The organism is Asaia bogorensis NBRC 16594 (assembly GCF_001547995.1).
Classification (GTDB): domain Bacteria; phylum Pseudomonadota; class Alphaproteobacteria; order Acetobacterales; family Acetobacteraceae; genus Asaia; species Asaia bogorensis.
Window position 1 is genome coordinate 3132523 of the sequence record NZ_AP014690.1, and the last position, 15871, is coordinate 3148393.

Annotated in this window: 14 protein-coding genes; 8 read left to right on the forward strand and 6 right to left on the reverse strand. The window is 59.6% G+C overall.

All coding sequences use genetic code 11. The features are described from left to right. The first annotated feature begins 79 nt into the window (after positions 1 to 79). From fbaA to speE, 4 genes are all read left to right on the forward strand, one after another. Positions 80 to 1189 (forward strand): class II fructose-bisphosphate aldolase, encoded by a 1110-nt coding sequence (gene fbaA / locus Asbog_RS13790; RefSeq protein WP_031240430.1) that lies wholly within the window; start codon positions 80 to 82, stop codon positions 1187 to 1189. A 5-nt stretch (positions 1190 to 1194) separates the two neighbouring features. Further along, entirely contained in the window at positions 1195 to 1506 is a 312-nt protein-coding gene (locus tag Asbog_RS13795; RefSeq protein WP_062165544.1) for a hypothetical protein, read from the forward strand. A 206-nt stretch (positions 1507 to 1712) separates the two neighbouring features. Further along, positions 1713 to 2189 (forward strand): adenosylmethionine decarboxylase, encoded by a 477-nt coding sequence (speD, locus tag Asbog_RS13800; RefSeq protein ID WP_023978244.1) that lies wholly within the window; start codon positions 1713 to 1715, stop codon positions 2187 to 2189. Positions 2190 to 2271: 82 nt separating this feature from the next. Then, complete coding sequence (speE, locus tag Asbog_RS13805; protein ID WP_023978245.1) at positions 2272 to 3144, forward strand: polyamine aminopropyltransferase; 873 nt, start codon at positions 2272 to 2274, stop codon at positions 3142 to 3144. A gap of 176 nt (positions 3145 to 3320) precedes the next feature. Here the strand turns inward: speE and Asbog_RS13810 are convergent, their stop codons facing one another. From Asbog_RS13810 to Asbog_RS13820, 3 genes are read right to left on the reverse strand one after another with little or no spacing between them, the layout of a single operon-like run. Beyond that, positions 3321 to 3629, reverse strand: a complete 309-nt coding sequence (locus Asbog_RS13810) for a hypothetical protein (protein ID WP_231944596.1) — start codon at positions 3627 to 3629, stop codon at positions 3321 to 3323. Then, complete coding sequence (locus Asbog_RS13815) at positions 3626 to 4573, reverse strand: SDR family oxidoreductase (RefSeq protein ID WP_062165546.1); 948 nt, start codon at positions 4571 to 4573, stop codon at positions 3626 to 3628. The genes Asbog_RS13810 and Asbog_RS13815 overlap by 4 nt, the downstream gene beginning before the upstream one ends. After that, the gene (locus tag Asbog_RS13820) at positions 4570 to 5154 is read right to left on the reverse strand and encodes a DedA family protein (protein WP_062165547.1); all 585 of its coding nucleotides are present in this window, start codon (positions 5152 to 5154) and stop codon (positions 4570 to 4572) included. Before Asbog_RS13820 ends, Asbog_RS13815 begins: the two co-directional genes overlap by 4 nt. 168 nt (positions 5155 to 5322) lie before the next feature. On the opposite strand from Asbog_RS13820, the gene Asbog_RS13825 reads away from it, so the two are divergent. After that, the gene (locus tag Asbog_RS13825; protein ID WP_062166066.1) at positions 5323 to 7251 is read left to right on the forward strand and encodes an alpha/beta hydrolase family protein; all 1929 of its coding nucleotides are present in this window, start codon (positions 5323 to 5325) and stop codon (positions 7249 to 7251) included. A 60-nt stretch (positions 7252 to 7311) separates the two neighbouring features. On the opposite strand, the gene Asbog_RS13830 is transcribed toward Asbog_RS13825, so the two are convergent. Beyond that, positions 7312 to 8259: a S1/P1 nuclease gene (locus Asbog_RS13830; protein ID WP_062165548.1), complete on the reverse strand. Its 948-nt coding sequence runs from the start codon at positions 8257 to 8259 to the stop codon at positions 7312 to 7314. Positions 8260 to 8416: 157 nt separating this feature from the next. Beyond that, on the reverse strand, positions 8417 to 9286 hold the full coding sequence (locus Asbog_RS13835) for an aldose 1-epimerase family protein (protein WP_062165549.1): 870 nt from the start codon (positions 9284 to 9286) through the stop codon (positions 8417 to 8419). Between the two features lie 416 nt (positions 9287 to 9702). On the opposite strand from Asbog_RS13835, the gene Asbog_RS13840 reads away from it, so the two are divergent. Then, positions 9703 to 12051, forward strand: coding sequence for a TonB-dependent receptor (locus Asbog_RS13840; protein WP_171840713.1), 2349 nt, complete (start codon positions 9703 to 9705; stop codon positions 12049 to 12051). 82 nt (positions 12052 to 12133) lie between these two features. Here Asbog_RS13840 and Asbog_RS13845 read toward each other — a convergent pair whose 3' ends face one another. Beyond that, positions 12134 to 14431, reverse strand: a complete 2298-nt coding sequence (locus tag Asbog_RS13845; protein ID WP_062165550.1) for a Hint domain-containing protein — start codon at positions 14429 to 14431, stop codon at positions 12134 to 12136. Between the two features lie 166 nt (positions 14432 to 14597). On the opposite strand from Asbog_RS13845, the gene trhO reads away from it, so the two are divergent. Beyond that, complete coding sequence (gene trhO / locus Asbog_RS13850) at positions 14598 to 15530, forward strand: oxygen-dependent tRNA uridine(34) hydroxylase TrhO (protein ID WP_062166070.1); 933 nt, start codon at positions 14598 to 14600, stop codon at positions 15528 to 15530. 31 nt (positions 15531 to 15561) lie between these two features. Beyond that, a complete protein-coding gene (locus tag Asbog_RS13855; RefSeq protein WP_062166072.1) occupies positions 15562 to 15846 on the forward strand; it encodes a hypothetical protein in 285 nt (94 codons plus the stop codon). Positions 15847 to 15871 lie beyond the last annotated feature (25 nt).

The window sequence follows — 15871 nt, forward strand, 5'->3', positions numbered from 1 at the left end:
CATGAAAGGTCTAGGCATTGCGCCTGCGGATCGCGATAAATTGGTTGAGACGACCCGTTTTCAGAGACATGAGATCCTTATGACCCCTACAAACCCGAATGCGTCGCGCCCCAGCCGAGCCCTGCCCCCGGGAGTTGTCACAGGTGATGACTATCTCACCCTGATCGAGGCCTGCAAGCAGGGCGGATATGCTCTTCCTGCCGTCAATGTTGTAGGCACCGACAGTGTCAATGCCGTGCTCGAGGCCGCAGCGAAAAACAATTCCGATGTTATCGTTCAGTGCTCCAATGGCGGTGCACGTTTCTACGCCGGCGAGGGTCTGGCTGATCAGCACAGGGCCCGCGTGCTGGGCGCTGCCTCGATGGCCCGCCACGTCCATCTTCTGGCCAAGGAATACGGCATCTGCGTGATCCTTCACACAGACCACGCCGATCGCAAGCTCATCCCCTGGGTGGAAGGTCTGCTCGATCTGAGTGAGGCTGAGGTTGCCGCCGGACGCCCGCCTCTTTTCTCCTCGCATATGATCGACCTCTCCGCCGAGCCGCTTGAGGACAACCTGGCCGAATGTGCGCGCCTTCTGCCCCGCATGGCCAAGCTCGGGATCAGCCTGGAAATCGAACTGGGTGTCACGGGTGGTGAAGAAGACGGTGTGGGCCATGATCTCGAAGATCATGAGGACAATGCCCATCTCTATACGCAGCCCGAGGACGTCCTGACCGCCTGGAACCGTCTCTCGCCGCTCGGTCACGTCACGGTGGCGGCGTCCTTCGGCAATGTGCATGGTGTCTACAAGCCCGGCAACGTGCAGCTTCGGCCCGAGATCCTGCTCCATTCACAGGAGCACGTCGCTGAAAAAACCGGCCTTGGCCCCAAGCCGCTCGCCCTCGTCTTTCATGGCGGATCGGGTTCGGAAAAGGACAAGATCACCGCTGCCGTGTCCTATGGTGTGTTCAAGATGAACATCGACACCGATGTGCAGTTTGCGTTTGCCAATGGCATTGGCCAATATGTGCTCGATCACTCCAAGGCCTTCCTGCACCAGATCGACCCCGAGACCGACGCCCCCTACAAGAAGTTCTATGACCCGCGCAAATGGCTGCGCGTTGGTGAAAAGAGCATCGTCGACCGTCTGGAGGAGGCATTTGCCGATCTCGGGTCGAAAGGCAGATCCATCGCTACCAGGGACTGAAGGACGTGACCTGCGAGATCGTCAGGGCGTTCAGCGTCGTGCCAAGCCAGACCGCGTTGTTCGAATCCACTTACGGGCCGGAAGGCCCGTGGGTACGGCTCTACCGCAATGTCCGCGACTATCTCGGCACGCGCCTCATTGCCGATCTCGACAAGCCAGGCGACTATATCGCTATTGATGAATGGACGTCGCACAGGGCCTATCTGGATTTCCAGAAAGACCATCCCGATGCCTTTGCAGCCCTCAATGAGGCCTGCTCGCCCCTGATTCAGGACTGGCATTTCATCGGGGCATTTCAGGTCGTGACAACGGCCTGAAGCCATCTCCCGACTTACAGGGCAGACAACCGCCCTGCGTCTTGTCGCTGCGACACGGCCTTGGCCGGGTCAAGTAACACTATGAAGAAAATCGGATGAATCGGACAGAAAGTCCTTGCATCCGGGGGGCATGACCTTTAATCGGGCGGCCTTGGCCCAAGGGGGCATGTTGCCCAACAGGCTGTCTACTGGTTTAGAGGTACGTGATGAACGCACTTGCTCAACTGGGGATGGTATCGGGACTCCCGAGAGATAACCAGACTGTCACATCGAACACATCTCATGAAGAGGTGTGCAAGGATTACTTCATTGAGCGTGATGGTGAACGCTTCGCCGGTCATCACCTGCTGATCGATTTCTGGGACGCCACGAATCTGGACGATCCCGCAGCGATCGACGCCACGCTTTGCGAGGCAGCGGTTACCGCAGGGGCAACAATCCTGCACAGCCACTTCCATCACTTCACGCCCAATGGCGGCGTGTCGGGCGTGATCGTGCTGGCCGAAAGCCACATCTCGATCCACACATGGCCCGAGCGTAATTTTGCCGCCGTTGACGTGTTCATGTGCGGCGCCTGCGACCCGAATCTGACGATTCCGGTCATGCAGCGTCTTTTCCAGGCCGGTCGCGTCGTCTCTGACGAAGTGCGTCGTGGTCGTGAAAAGATCTCGCCTGCAGGCTGAGCGCGTTACGCTGCGCTCAAAAGCAGATAAGGCCGGGCCCGTTGCCCGGCCTTTTTTTTGATAAATTGGGAGAGACCGCCTCATGTCTGAATCCTGGATCAACGAAACCCTCTACCCCGACTGGGGCCAGCGTTTTCGCGTCACGCGCGAGCTCGCACGCGTCAAGAGCGACTTTCAGGACATCGTCGTCTTTGAAAGCGACTTCCACGGCCGCGTGCTCGTTCTCGATGGCGTCATCCAGATCACCGAGCGCGATGAATTCGTCTATCAAGAAATGCTCACGCATGTCCCGCTTCTGACCCACCCCGATGCCAAGCGCGTGCTGATCATCGGCGCAGGCGATGGTGGCGTGCTCCGTCGCGTGCTTCAGCACAAGACCGTTGAAAAGGCCGTCATGGTCGAGATCGACGGGGCGGTTATCGAGCTTTCCAAGCAGCATCTCCCCAATATCGCTGGTGACGCCTGGAATGACCCGCGCGCCGATGTCATCGTCGGCGATGGTATCGACTATGTCGCCAAGGCAGCGGACGGCTCGTTCGATGTCATCATCGTCGACTCGACCGATCCGATCGGCGTGGGCGAAGTGCTCTTCACCGATGCCTTCTACAAGGATTGCGCCCGCATCCTCTCCGCTCAGGGTCTGATCGTGAACCAGTGCGGCGTGCCATTCATGCAGGCGGATGAACTGCGTGAAACCAGCCTGCGCCGCGCCAATTTCTTCCCGCATGTCTCGGCCTATGTTGCCGCCGTGCCGACTTATGTCGGTGGCTTCATGACGCTCGGCGTTGCCGCCAAGGGCGTGAACCCGACAAAGCAGACCGTCGAGGACGTGCGTACTCGCGCAGAGGCCGCAGGTATCCTGGGCACGACACGTTACTGGACTCCGGAAATCCATGTCGGCAGCTTCAATCTGCCGCCCTATATTGCCGAGAACCTGCCCAAGCAGGAAGGCTGATCGGCGTCCCCGGACAGACATCTGTATGTCCGGGGTATGCAGGGCTATGCCCTGCACCCGCGGAGGGAATTTCCCCTTCGATCCCCGTTTCGGCTCTTAACCAGATTTGCGAAGGACGACTGTCCTTCGGCGGGGTATGGGGCAGCGCCTCCTGTCAGGATGGCTCTGACTGGGCTCTAATAGCCCGAACCGCTCAGCAGGCGAATAACGATAGCCTGCCATTCTTCCATCAGATCACCATGGCCCATCGCGTGACCGGCGCGCCGGTACCAGTAGCGGGCATTGTCAGTGTCACCCTCGACGCGATGAAGCCAGCCATGAACCCAGTTACATTCCGGGTCACGCTCATTGGCTTGCACGATCTCATGGGCGGCCGCCCAGTCCTCCCGTTTGGCCCACCACAGTGCAAGCAGCGCGGGTGACACAGGATCGGGCGGAATACCGTCTTGCAGGCTTTCCTTGAATACGGACAGGGTCATGCTCATCGGACAACCTCCCAGTCATACCGGACTCCGGTCATATTCTCGGAAGCCTGCCAGAGCTTGGACGCAAGGGGAAGCCCCGTGGCTCTGGGCGGGATAACGGCAGGCCCCGGTGGCCCGCGTCGTTCCCCACGACCGAGCGGCCCGTAATAGCCCCCATCACGCGCCTTGGGAGACAGGGCCGCATGGAGAATGGGCTCGGCGCCCGCAGTGACATCCTGCCCCAGCAGGCGGAACAGGGCGTTGCCGGCACGATCCTGCCCATAAGCCAGCAGGCGTGAAATGGGCGTCTGCGCCGCGCTCAGCGCGGCGCTGTTGGAAATGATGGAGCTGGTGGACCAGCCAGGATGAGCGGTGCGAACATGCAAAGGCGCCCCCGCCTCGTGAGCACGCCGGTTGAGCTCAAGGCTGAACATCAGATTGGCCAGCTTGCTCTGGCTGTACCGGTCGAAGCGGCGATAACGCCCAGCGGCGTTCAGATCATCGAGTGGAATATCGCCCCGCCATGCAGCGAGAGACGCCACCGTGACAATATGGGCCTGACCGGCAATGAGCGAAGGCAGAAGCCGGCCGGTCAGCGCAAAGTGCCCAAGATGGTTGGTGCCGAACTGGAGTTCGAATCCGTCCTGTGTAGCGCGTCGTTGCGCAGGTGCCATGACACCGGCATTGTTGATGAGCACATGCACAGGCTGGTCGGCCATACGCTCGACAAAGCGTGCAATGGATGCCAACGAGGCAAGGTCGAGCCCCTCAAACCGCAGGATGGCATCAGGGAGAACTGCCTGGATCGTCGCCAGCGCCGCGCGTCCCTTTTCGGCATTGCGCCCTGTCACGATCACTTCGGCACCGGCGCGGGCCAGGCCAAGCGCCGTCGCAAGGCCAAGTCCGCCTGTTGCACCTGTGACAATTGCCGTTTTACCCCGGCAGGAAGGATAAGCGTCACTCATGCCCTGGCCTTTCCTGAGCGTTCTTCGGCCTTGGCTTCCTTCAAGGCCTCATCGGTCAGACGCTTTTCGTTCTTCTTGAGGAAATAGAGACAGACGCCAAGAAAGATCACGACGAGTGAGCCGATACCGATGGCCAGAGGCCCGGATAGACTGAGGATTTCCTTGCCGAGGAAATAGGTCGCGATGGCGTACCCACCGGCCCACACCACGCCACCAAGCGCATTGTGCCAGAGAAAGGAGCGCCAGGGCATATGGTTCGCCCCGGCAAGCAGGGCCACGAATACGCGCAGAATCGCGACAAAGCGCCCGACAAAAACAACGGTTCCGCCATGACGCTTGAACAGGTAGCGACCCAGCAGCAGCCGCTCGTGGGTCAGGCCAACCTTGCCACCATGCTTTTGCAGAAGCTTGAACCCGATCGAACGTCCGATCAGATAGCCGAAATTATCACCCATGATGGCACCCGTCACGGCAGCAACAGCAACCCATCGGATTTCAAGATGATGCGTGGTCGCGGCATAGAGGGCCGCCCCGATAATCAGGCTCTCGGCAGGTAGAGGCAGGCCCATGCTCTCGAGCATGACGACGACGCCGACAATGCCGTAGCCATATTCCTTGAGCAGATGTTCCAGATAATGCAGCAGGGCTCTGATCCTTGCAGGCGTAGCGATAAAGAGGTCGACTTGATGCCTGAAAGCCGCTCCCAGGAAAACTCGTCAGATGGTTTCTCCCAGATTATCCTGAATCCCATGACGAATCCATCTTCGATCCCTTCCGGTTCCTGGCCTTCCTGGGTGTCATCCGACCTCGTTGCAGGGCGTAGCGTGTCCCTTTCCGAGCTTCAGGCACAAGGAGACAGATTATACTGGCTCGAAGGCAGACCGCAGGAAGGGGGGCGCACGGCCCTTGTCAGCCTCAAACGCGGCGAAACGCCACGGGATTTGCTCCCCGTCGATTACCAGATCGGCACGAATGTCCATGAATATGGTGGCGGCGCCTATGAGGTGTCGTCCTGTCAGAAAATCGTTTTCAGCGATCGCAAGACCGGGGCTGTCTCGCTCTATCATCCCGATGGCAGCATCACCCCCATGGCCTGCACAGCGGGCTGCGCTTATGCAGATTTCAGTTTCGATGCCACTGGCAGCGGCGTTTTCTGCGTCCGGGAAGATCATCGCGGGGAAGGCGAACCCCGAGCCGCCATTGTCTGGCTCGACAGGCAGGACGAAATCGTTCTGGTCGAAGGTGATGATTTCTACGCCGCCCCGCGCCCCGCGCCCGGCAACGGGCATCTGGTATGGATAAGCTGGTCCCACCCCGACATGCCCTGGGATGCCACGAGACTCCTCATCGCACCGCTATCATGGCAAGCACGGCGCCCGCATATCGGCGCAACGCGCATACTCGCAGGCGATGGTATGCGGTGCAGTTGTGTCGATCCTGTCTGGGAAAGCGCTGACACGCTTCTGGTCAGTCTGGACGCACAGGGTAGCTGGCGGCCCTGCCGCTTTTTCATCCCGAATGAGACAGACACACCGATCGGCCCCGACTATCTGCCAGATCCGGGAGGCGAGACAGGCTTTCCACACTGGGTTTTCGGTCAGCGCAGCCTGTCGCCCATCGGTCAGGGGCGTGTCATGGCCCAAATCATTACAGAGGGTCTGAGCCGTACCGCCTTGTTTGAAAATGGGGTGTGGACGACATGGCCGCATATCGATGCTGCTCAGGTACCCGTCTGGTTTGGTGACGAGCCTGCCTGGATCGAGACTGCCCCCGATGCACCCCCCGCCATTGTCATTGGCCACCCGCAACGGATCATAAGACGCGCTTTCGATTTTCCACCGGGCATCGATGCACAGGATTGTGCGATAGCCCGACCGATCGCTTTCCCAGTCGACGCTGATGCATCCGGCGGGGAGAGCACCCTGTCTCACGCGCTTTTCTATGCCCCTGTGAACCGGCATCACAGTCTTGCTGACAACGAAAAGCCGCCTCTGGTGGTCATGGCGCATGGTGGCCCCACGGGGCGAGCCAGCACAGCGTTTTCCTTCAAGGTGCAGTGGTGGACCAGTCGCGGCTTTGCCGTACTCGATGTCAATTACCGGGGATCGACCGGGTTCGGGCGCACCTACCGAGAAGCCCTTGAGGGGCAGTGGGGTGTCGTCGATGTGCAGGATTGCATAGCAGCCGTGCGCCATGTCGTCGCACAGGGGCTGGTCGATCCTTTACGCTGCGTCATACGGGGCAGCAGTGCAGGAGGGCTGACCGTGCTCATGGCGCTGGCGATGTCCGATGTCTTTGCAGCGGGTTGTTCGCTTTACGGTGTGACCGATCTGCGCGCCTTGGCAGAGGAGACGCATAAATTCGAGTCCCGTTATCTCGATCGACTGATTGGCCCCTACCCCGAGCAGGCCGCTCTCTATCTGCAGCGCTCGCCGATCAGCCATGTCGAGACGATCAGATCTCCCACACTGTTTCTGCACGGAGACCAGGACAAGGTCGTGCCTCTGGCACAGGCCCAGGCCATGCATGATGCGCTTGTAGCACGGGGGCGGCAGTCCGCCCTGCACATCTACCCCGGTGAGGGTCACGGTTTTCGTCAGCAACAGACCCTGCAGGACAGCTTCACGCGCGAACTGGCCTACTACCAGCAGGTCTTTGCATCATCGCAAAACGCCTGACAGGAACGAATACGGCCCGGTCGAGGCGCATCGCAGAACGCGCCTCGATCCTGAAAACGATCAGGGTGTTGCGGAGGAAGGGGCACCCATTGCGCTGACAGGCGCAGAAAGGGCTGTATTCAGGACATCTGCAAGCCTCACCCCCGCCTGCTGCAGGCGCGTCTCGATCACCGGAAAAGCAATGTCCGTGTAGGCCGCGCCGAGATCCTTCCTGTTGCCGCCGGGCAGCGCGCCATAGGCAATGGAACGGGCCAGACCGTGGCTTTCATCGGTCCACTGCACAACAGCCTCATGCATGGTGTCGGGAGAAAGCGCGCCGGACCAGAATGCAGCCTGGCCAGGGGTGATCTGGCTGTTCAGCCGGTCGGCCTCCTCACGGGCTTTGGCAAAATCGATCGTATAATGCGGCCCCACGACCAGATGCCGCTCATGGTCCATGATCCCCTCATCCCACAATGAATGAAGGTTCTCGTGGCCGTTCCGGTCCTGACCGAAATACGAGACCTTCACCATGTTGCCGCCCTTGTCATGGTCGCGCTCTGCAGCATGAAGGGGCTGATGCAAATCGCCCACCAGATGCACCACCCATTTCAGGGCAGCAAGACGCGCTTCGGGCGTGGCATTCGGGTCTGCCAGCACGTGTTCCATTTCAGGCAGTTTTTCGGTGACGCAGATATCGTTGCCGCAATCGCGTGCCTTATCATAGGTCGCAAAGGCAGCGTCGGTATCGACATAGTGCCACGGCAGCGTCTGGGGCAGGCCGCCTTTTTCCGGCGGCACATGCCCGATCGTATCGGGCCATGACGCCACCTGGTCGAGGCTCTGATGATGCTCAAGCGCAAGAAGCTGCGTCACGGCACTGGCAGCCTGCGGCGTAAGGCGGCTCTGTGCGATATCAGCGACGATGGCATGCCCATAGGGACCCCAGGCCTGGGCAGGTTTTGAGGCAAGGGTCAGCGCGGCAACGGAAAGCAGTGCCGGGAGGGCGAAAAGCGAGCGACGTGTCATGAGGCCTCGGAAACGAAAGCAGCAGGAAGTGCAACTACCGTTTCACTCCCGGACCGAGGATGCAAGGGATGTTATGATGACACCCGCGTCTCTCCACCCTTGCTGACAGCGCGGGTGACGGACCACCCGGAAAGCCCTCGTTTGGCCGCCCGGACGATCAGGGGCCCAGTCGAACCGACCAGCCAGCCGACCAGCTTTCACCGGGCTGGAGATGCAGCAATCCCGGCTTTTCCTCGAAAGCGCCGTCGAAATCGGCCGGACTGGAATATCCCATCCAGGGTTCGAGGCAGAGGAAATCGGAGCCCGGCTTCATCCAGATGCCAAGCTGCTCGAAACCATGCCACGAGAAAACCAGCGCCTCGCCCGTACGGGCATGAAAACGCAGCTTGCGGCTCACCGGATGCAGGAAGATCAGCGCGTCATGGTCGAACAGGCTGTCATCGAGCGGCAGAATTCCATCCTTGACCGGGTTGGGACGCTCCCCCGGGGCAATCAGCCCTTCCTCAAGAACGGCGAGAGGCTCTGGCTCGGGAGCCTCGAATTCGAGCACGTGGTCCGTCTTGGCTGTTCCCGGCACTAGCGGCCAGATGAAGGCCGGATGAGCCCCGAGCGAAGCATGGAGAAGGCTCCGGCTGTCCGGATTGCCCAGCGTATAGGCAAGGTGCAGGCCATCTTCATCGAGCGTGTATTGCAGCGTGAGCCGGAAGGCGAAAGGAAAGATCGCCCGGCTTGTCGGATCATCCTCAAGCACCAGCGTGCAACCCGTCTCATGGCGTTCGACCCAGCGAAAGACGCGGTCACGGGCAAAACCATGCTGCGTAAGGGTATAGTCGAGACCATCGATCAGGGCATGATTGTCACGCAGACGCCCTACAATCGGGAACAGGACGGGAGAATGGCGTGGCCAGGCGCCCCCGGTCCAGATGAGCTCGCGCCCCGTTTCATCACAAAGTGAACAAAGCTCGGCACCGTGGGCAGCAACGCGCGCCTTGAATCGCCCATTGCTGAAGACATGGCTGTCGGACATCACTCATCGCGCTCCTGTTTCCGGCCTGCGGCAGCGATCACCCGGCAAGAGGCGATCTGGCTAAAGGTCCAACGACCTTCCCCAAAAACCATCGCAGATCAAGAGACTGTTTCGTGAGGGAGCGGTAACCCGACCTAGGTCAAGGCCGGGGAGATACTGTCTGACCCGCTGGCGCATCACTTGCTTTGCCCCGGCCCGAACTGCCCAGGTCGCAAGTAAGCCCACCGTGCGCGACATGGGAGCCTGTCAGACGATGGGCGGAACGACCTGACAAGGGGTGCTTCGATATTTCATCGGAACATTTCAAACATTTCGCAAAAAACCACACATATTTCGCAACAATTCAGTTGAGACTTAGTCGCGCTTTCATTATGGAGTTGCGAAAACCTCGCAACTGAAATGGAGCGTCGCGCCCGATGCGATCCCTCTCGCGCACATCCCTGTCCCTGCTACCGATGCTCACCGGGATCATTCTCGGTGCAACTCAAACCCACGCCGCTGACGACAGTTCGGCGGACCGCAAGGACAGGAAACCGCAGCGTCAGCGGAAGCTCGAAAAGCAAACGACTGAGGAGAAGACAGACGAGCATATCACCGTGCTCGGCAACGGCTTCAACACACTCAAAGACCCGATCGGCCTGTCACGCATGCCGCAGGACGCGCTTCATACGCCGCAGCAGATCAATATCGTACCGCAGATACTGATGAAGCAGCAGAACGTGAAATCGGTAGATGAAGCCCTGCGGAACGTGCCGGGTGTGACCTCCTCGATTGGCGAGGGCGCGGGCGGCATGAATGGCGACCAGTTCCTGATCCGCGGCTTTCAGGCGCAGAACGATATCTATCAGGACGGGCTGCGCGATTTTGGCGTCTATAGCCGCGATGCGTTCAATCTCGAGACGATCTCGGTCATCAAGGGCCCTTCATCCGAGGTGTTCGGCAACGGGACGACGGGCGGCGCCATCAATATGGTGACCAAGACCCCCACCCTGCGCGACCATTATGCCGCCGAGTTCAATGGCGGGTCGGGCTCCTATTATCGGGGCGTCCTCGACGTGAACAAGAAGCTGGATGACCATACGGCATTGCGCATCACCGGCATGGGCAACGAGAACAATATTGTCGGGCGCGATTTCCTCTATTCGCATCGCTGGGGCATTGCGCCCTCCATCGCCTTCGGGCTCGGAAGCAAGGCCACACTGGTGCTGCAATACATGCACCAGCAGGAGAACTCGATCCCGGATTTCGGTGTGCCTGTCGTCACGCCACCCGGTGCGAAAACCGGCGGTCCGATCACGGAATACGGCATTCGCCGCACCAATTTCTACGGCACGAACAACGATCAGAACGCCACCAACGACAACATGGAAACAGCGCGTTTCTCGTACAAGCTCAACGACCACATCAAGTTCTTCGATGATCTGCGCGGTGGCCAGTTCTACCGGACTTTCGCTGCCTCCAAAGCTACGTGCGACACGACCTGCGTAAACAATTACTTCCTCGGTCATGCCGGTTCGGCGCTTGTTGCCCGCTCAGGTCCCAACGGCGCCGGAAACGGCAAGGGACCAGGTACCACCATGGCGCCCCTGCCCTATCAGCAGACAAGCTGGTCGGTGCAGAATGTCGGCTCGATGGTGGCCGATTTTCATACGGGTTTTCTCAAGCATCAGATCGTGACAGGTTTCGATCTCGAACGCGTCAACGATGTGCGCTCGCAATCGACCTATCTCAAAGCAAAGCCCTATGCCTCACTGGTCAACCCCAACCCCTATGTCGGCAATCTGCTTCTGGTGCCTGGCGATCTGAATCCGGGTGGGCTGGTCAGCCTCGGTGCTCTGGGGGCCAAATCACATTCAAACGGCTATGGCTTTGATACCGGCCTGTTCTTCTATGACCAGATCTGGTTCACCAACTGGCTGTCGGTGAAGGGTGGCTTCCGCTGGGACCGCTGGCAGACCAGCTATAATCTGACAGGCGGCAATGTCGCGACCAATCCTGATATTCATTACCATCAGGTCAGCAGCGTCTTTAACCCCAATGTCAGCCTCGTCGCGACGCCCGATGCGCATCAAACCTATTATTTCACCTGGGCAACCTCGACCACGCCAAGCGGCATGTATGTGACCAACGGCTCCGTGCCGATACGCCCCGGCACAAACAGCTTTGCCAGCCCGGAGAAAGCCAATCTCTACGAAATCGGCGCGAAATACAGCGCCTTTCATGACCGCATGGGGTTCACGGCCTCACTGTTCCGACTGGAGAAAAACAATGCCATCAACGCCGACCCGGTTACCGGGCAGGTTGAGGGATCGAGCGACCGGCAGCGAAATCAGGGGCTTGAGCTTTCCGTCGGTGGCATGATCACACGCCACTGGAACATCTCAGCCACTTACGCCCTTTATGACAGCGATACCCTGGCTTCCGATACGTCTGCTGCAGTGGGCAAGCAGGTGCAGTATGTGCCCCATAACCAGGCGACTCTCTGGTCGGTCTACGAGGCCTTCCCGAATACGCCGTACAATCTCTCATTCGGTGGCGGCATGACATGGCGCCAGCATGTCTGGCTCAACACGACCAACACGTTGAAGGTCCCGGCCAATCTGGACTTCGATGCCGTGATTTCCCATCGTCTGGGCCAGCACTGGAAAATTGCGCTGAATGGCTACAATCTGGCCAATCGCCTGAACTACCAGAGCCTGTTTTCCAACCGCGCCACTCCATCGGCTGGCCGCTCCTTCCTTGGCCAGATCAGCATGAGCTACTGATCCGGTGAGGTCTCAGCCCTTCCCATGTCAGGCCGGCGTTGGAAGGGCGGTATCACAGGCTCGGAACGTTTAGGGCTGTAGATCAGGCGTAGAGACGCGCAGAATGCGCCTCATGCGTGAGGGCTGAATTCCTGTTGTGTGACCTGCTCCTATCGTTGATCGCTGCCGGGTCGGCAGTTGTCACATAGGGGCCAGCCACATCGATGCGCAGTGCGAGAAGCGTGATACCGCCAGCGCGCCTCTCAGGCAGGAAGAGGCTGGCATTGCCATCAGTCCAGCGCCGCCCACATGCCTCGATCGGCTTCCAGCCCTCGGCGATCCCGCCTGCCAGAACATGCGGCAATTCGATTGTCCCCCAGCTGTCATAAATCCTTATGTCGCTGACCAGCACGCCCAGCATGCGCCGGTCATCTACATAAGGGCCTACTGCATCGCTCGGCCGGCTCCTGTTCGAAACGATACGGATATCCTGCGCCTCTTCCGGCACGGTGAAGACATATTGCCCGTTCTGCCGCTGACAGCCGGCAATCCACTCGCCTGACTCCGTGACGATATGCAGGTCAGGATCATGGGTGACGTGCCGTTGCGATACCCCTCCCTGCCCAAGCGAAAGGGTTTCGGCCCGACGCATCAGGCGCTCGTGGATGGGCTCGACAAAACTGCGCTCGTTCACCAGAGGGGCTGCGGCAGAATTCTGCCATGTCAAAACGCGACCACCCAGCACATGGATCGTGCCAGCCTGACGAAAACGTCGTCTGTCTCCGGTGTCCAGATAGCTCTCGCTCAGCGCCCCGTCAGACATGAGAATGGCGTGGTCTTCAGTCTCGATATGAAAATACTCATACTCAGCGACTGTCTTGTCGTAGTGGATGGATGTGCCATTCACGAGCATGCGCACAGGAATAAAGGCCCCGTCCAGAAACAGGCAATGCTCTGCAGTGATCATCAGATCCCTGAACGGCTTGCCTTCACCAAGCGCATCCCTGACAACGCGCACCGGATAGCCGGAGAGATCATCGGGCTTTCCCGCATCGACAACTGCGCGTGTCCGCCCGGACCAGATCACCCTGCGCGGCGTGCAGCTTTCACCCTGATACGCCATGACGTGATCGCCGATGCGGATATCCTCGACCGGTATCAAGCCGTTTTCTGTCTCGATCAGGGTGCCGGCCAGAAAACAGGGGGCAGGCTCAGTGGTGGTGAACGTACCGCCTGATACCGAAAGCTGACCGCCATTGCGAACAAGCGTCGGATCGCTGATCGAGGCGCCTGACGAGACCCATACCGTGAAACCGCCATTTGTGGCGGCCCCGATATACGGCGCTTCGATACTGCCCCCGCTATAGACATAGGCATCGGAATACCCGTCCGTGCCTGAGCCACTATTGAGGTAAGTATCACTGACCGAGCGTGCGCCCGAATAGAGATAGACGACATCAGAATTCAGAACATTAGCCGAGAGGGTGGCGCCGTTCATGGCTGAGACATAGCCATTGAGCAGCAGCGAGTTCTGCATCACGCCACCGCTCATCACCGAAACAGTCGCCACACTGCCACTGATCGTCGCCCCGGAAACCACAGCACCGCTCGATATGGTCAGGGTCGATATACCCGACAGAACGACGCGTCCGCTGGCTGAGACAGCACCGCTCACATACCAGGTGGTGTTGTTTGACAGCACCGCCGACCAGGTGCCCCCGGTGAGCACTGTGGCACCTTGCGTAGAAGGCGCAACGGAAGCGTTTGCACTACCATAGGCTGTTGCCATCGAGAGTACGCTGCCATTGCCCGCATCGATATCCGCTGCAACCGCTCCGGAGGAGAGATAGGCCGCAGCACCCGAACCAAGCGTAAGCCCTGATACAGTGGCTCCTGAATAGGCAAAGGCGCTTAATCCGGATTGAGCGCCATCGGTCATGGTCGCCTCTAGCAGACTGGCGCCGGAGGACACATAGACATAGGCATTGCCATCAGCCACGGAACCGCTGTTAAGAAACACGTCCCGCACCGAACTGGCCCCGGCAGAAAGGGTGACCTCATCCGAATTGAGCGTGTTTCCTGAAATAATGCCGCCACTGGCGACACGCAGATAACCGTTGACCTCGGTGGAGGAAATCATGGCGCCGCCACTCAGCACCGAAACCGTGGGGATACCCCCCGAGAGCATGGCGCCTGACACGACAGCACCATTGGAGATCGTGAGGCTGTTGACGCCTGACAGTACGACAGCCCCGGTAGCGGAAACGCTATTGCTCACATACCAGGTGACACCATCACGATCGATTGCCGACCAGTCGCCACCCTTCAACACGGTTGCCGATGTTGTCGCCACAGCCTCTGTCTCCCTGTGATCGCGCACAAGAACAGACTGGGCAACCACATTGTGGGTTCTAACGCCTTGCTCAAATCATATGCAATGGAATTGACATGCCATGACACAAAGCCTGACCTGGACGGGCCGGCTCGGCCATTCTTGATAGGCGTTGCGGCCTGACCTGCGCTATGCAACCGGCAACGTCATTTTCAAGGTTTCAGGGACAGTCATCATGTCGCAGCCGCCGGTCTGCATCGCCGCCCTTTATCGCTTCACCCCCTTTGCCGATCCCGCCGCTCTGCGGGCATCGCTGCTTGAGGCTTGCCTGCAGCACGGCATCAGGGGGACGCTGCTTCTGGCACGCGAAGGGATAAACGGTACCATTGCAGGCAGCGCCGAAGGCATCGAGTCCATTCTGGCCCATATTCGCGGTCTTCCCGGCTGCGATGCGCTGGAGTGGAAACTCTCCTGGGACGACGCCATGCCGTTCAACCGCATGAAGGTACGCCTCAAGCGCGAAATCGTCACAATGGGTCAGCCCGATATCGACCCTCTGGCCGGTGTGGGGCGCTACGTCCCTGCCGCCGAGTGGAACGCGCTGATTTCCGATCCCGATACCATCCTCATCGATACGCGAAACAACTATGAAGTGGCGGTAGGCACCTTCAAGGGGGCCATCGATCCCGACATCCAGAGCTTTCGTGAATTTCCCGACTGGTTTCGTGGCCGCCGCGCTGCGCTGGAAGCCGAAGGGCGCAAGCCTAAAATCGCCATGTTCTGCACAGGCGGCATACGCTGCGAAAAATCGACTGCCTTCGCCCTCTCCGAAGGGGTTGAGGATGTCTATCACCTCAAGGGCGGCATCCTGAAATATCTGGAAGATGTGCCCGAAGCTGAAAGCCTGTGGGAAGGCGAGTGTTTCGTGTTCGACCAGCGAGTGACCGTGCGCCACGGGCTGGAACCCGGCGCCTATGATCTGTGCCATGCCTGCCGCCGTCCGGTATCGGCTCAGGACAAGACATCACCGCTGTTCATTGACGGAATCCAGTGTCCTGCCTGCGCGGCCGAACGTACCGATGAACAGCGCGCGCGTTATGCTGCGCGCCAGCATCAGGAAGATCTTGCCCGTGCCCGCGGTACCCATCACATCGGCGGTGATGCCTGACTCGACTGAACAACGCCTGAGGGAGATCATCATGATTGACGAGCCATCCGGGTATCACTGGGCCTCCGATCCGTGGTTCACCGAAGCCCTGGACCGCTTCATCGAGGAACGCGACAAGGGGCGCACAACCCTCACCCTGGATCTGGAGGCCATCGAGGCCAGTATCTTCAACGGTGACGGCGCCGCCTATCGTCTGATGGAGGCTATGGCGAGCGTCATACGTGAGGAGGGCCATGACGGCTGTCGCGGCGCACCACGCGTTCTTCTGGCAACGCTTCAGCGCCTGAGCGAGCTCAAGGGTAGGGGAACACCGTAATCAACAGGCGCTCGGAATAGTGTGT

Excerpts from the sequence above, each read along its gene's own strand:
- fbaA (WP_031240430.1), top strand. The coding sequence starts at position 80 with ATGACCCCTACAAACCCGAATGCGTCGCGCCCCAGCCGAGCCCTGCCC.
- Asbog_RS13815 (WP_062165546.1), bottom strand. The coding sequence starts at position 4,573 with ATGAGTGACGCTTATCCTTCCTGCCGGGGTAAAACGGCAATTGTCACA.
- Asbog_RS13825 (WP_062166066.1), top strand. The coding sequence starts at position 5,323 with ATGACGAATCCATCTTCGATCCCTTCCGGTTCCTGGCCTTCCTGGGTG.
- speE (WP_023978245.1), top strand. The coding sequence starts at position 2,272 with ATGTCTGAATCCTGGATCAACGAAACCCTCTACCCCGACTGGGGCCAG.
- Asbog_RS13840 (WP_171840713.1), top strand. The coding sequence starts at position 9,703 with ATGCGATCCCTCTCGCGCACATCCCTGTCCCTGCTACCGATGCTCACC.
- trhO (WP_062166070.1), top strand. The coding sequence starts at position 14,598 with ATGTCGCAGCCGCCGGTCTGCATCGCCGCCCTTTATCGCTTCACCCCC.
- Asbog_RS13810 (WP_231944596.1), bottom strand. The coding sequence starts at position 3,629 with ATGAGCATGACCCTGTCCGTATTCAAGGAAAGCCTGCAAGACGGTATT.
- Asbog_RS13830 (WP_062165548.1), bottom strand. The coding sequence starts at position 8,259 with ATGACACGTCGCTCGCTTTTCGCCCTCCCGGCACTGCTTTCCGTTGCC.
- Asbog_RS13835 (WP_062165549.1), bottom strand. The coding sequence starts at position 9,286 with ATGTCCGACAGCCATGTCTTCAGCAATGGGCGATTCAAGGCGCGCGTT.
- Asbog_RS13820 (WP_062165547.1), bottom strand. The coding sequence starts at position 5,154 with ATGCTCGAGAGCATGGGCCTGCCTCTACCTGCCGAGAGCCTGATTATC.
- speD (WP_023978244.1), top strand. The coding sequence starts at position 1,713 with ATGAACGCACTTGCTCAACTGGGGATGGTATCGGGACTCCCGAGAGAT.
- Asbog_RS13855 (WP_062166072.1), top strand. The coding sequence starts at position 15,562 with ATGATTGACGAGCCATCCGGGTATCACTGGGCCTCCGATCCGTGGTTC.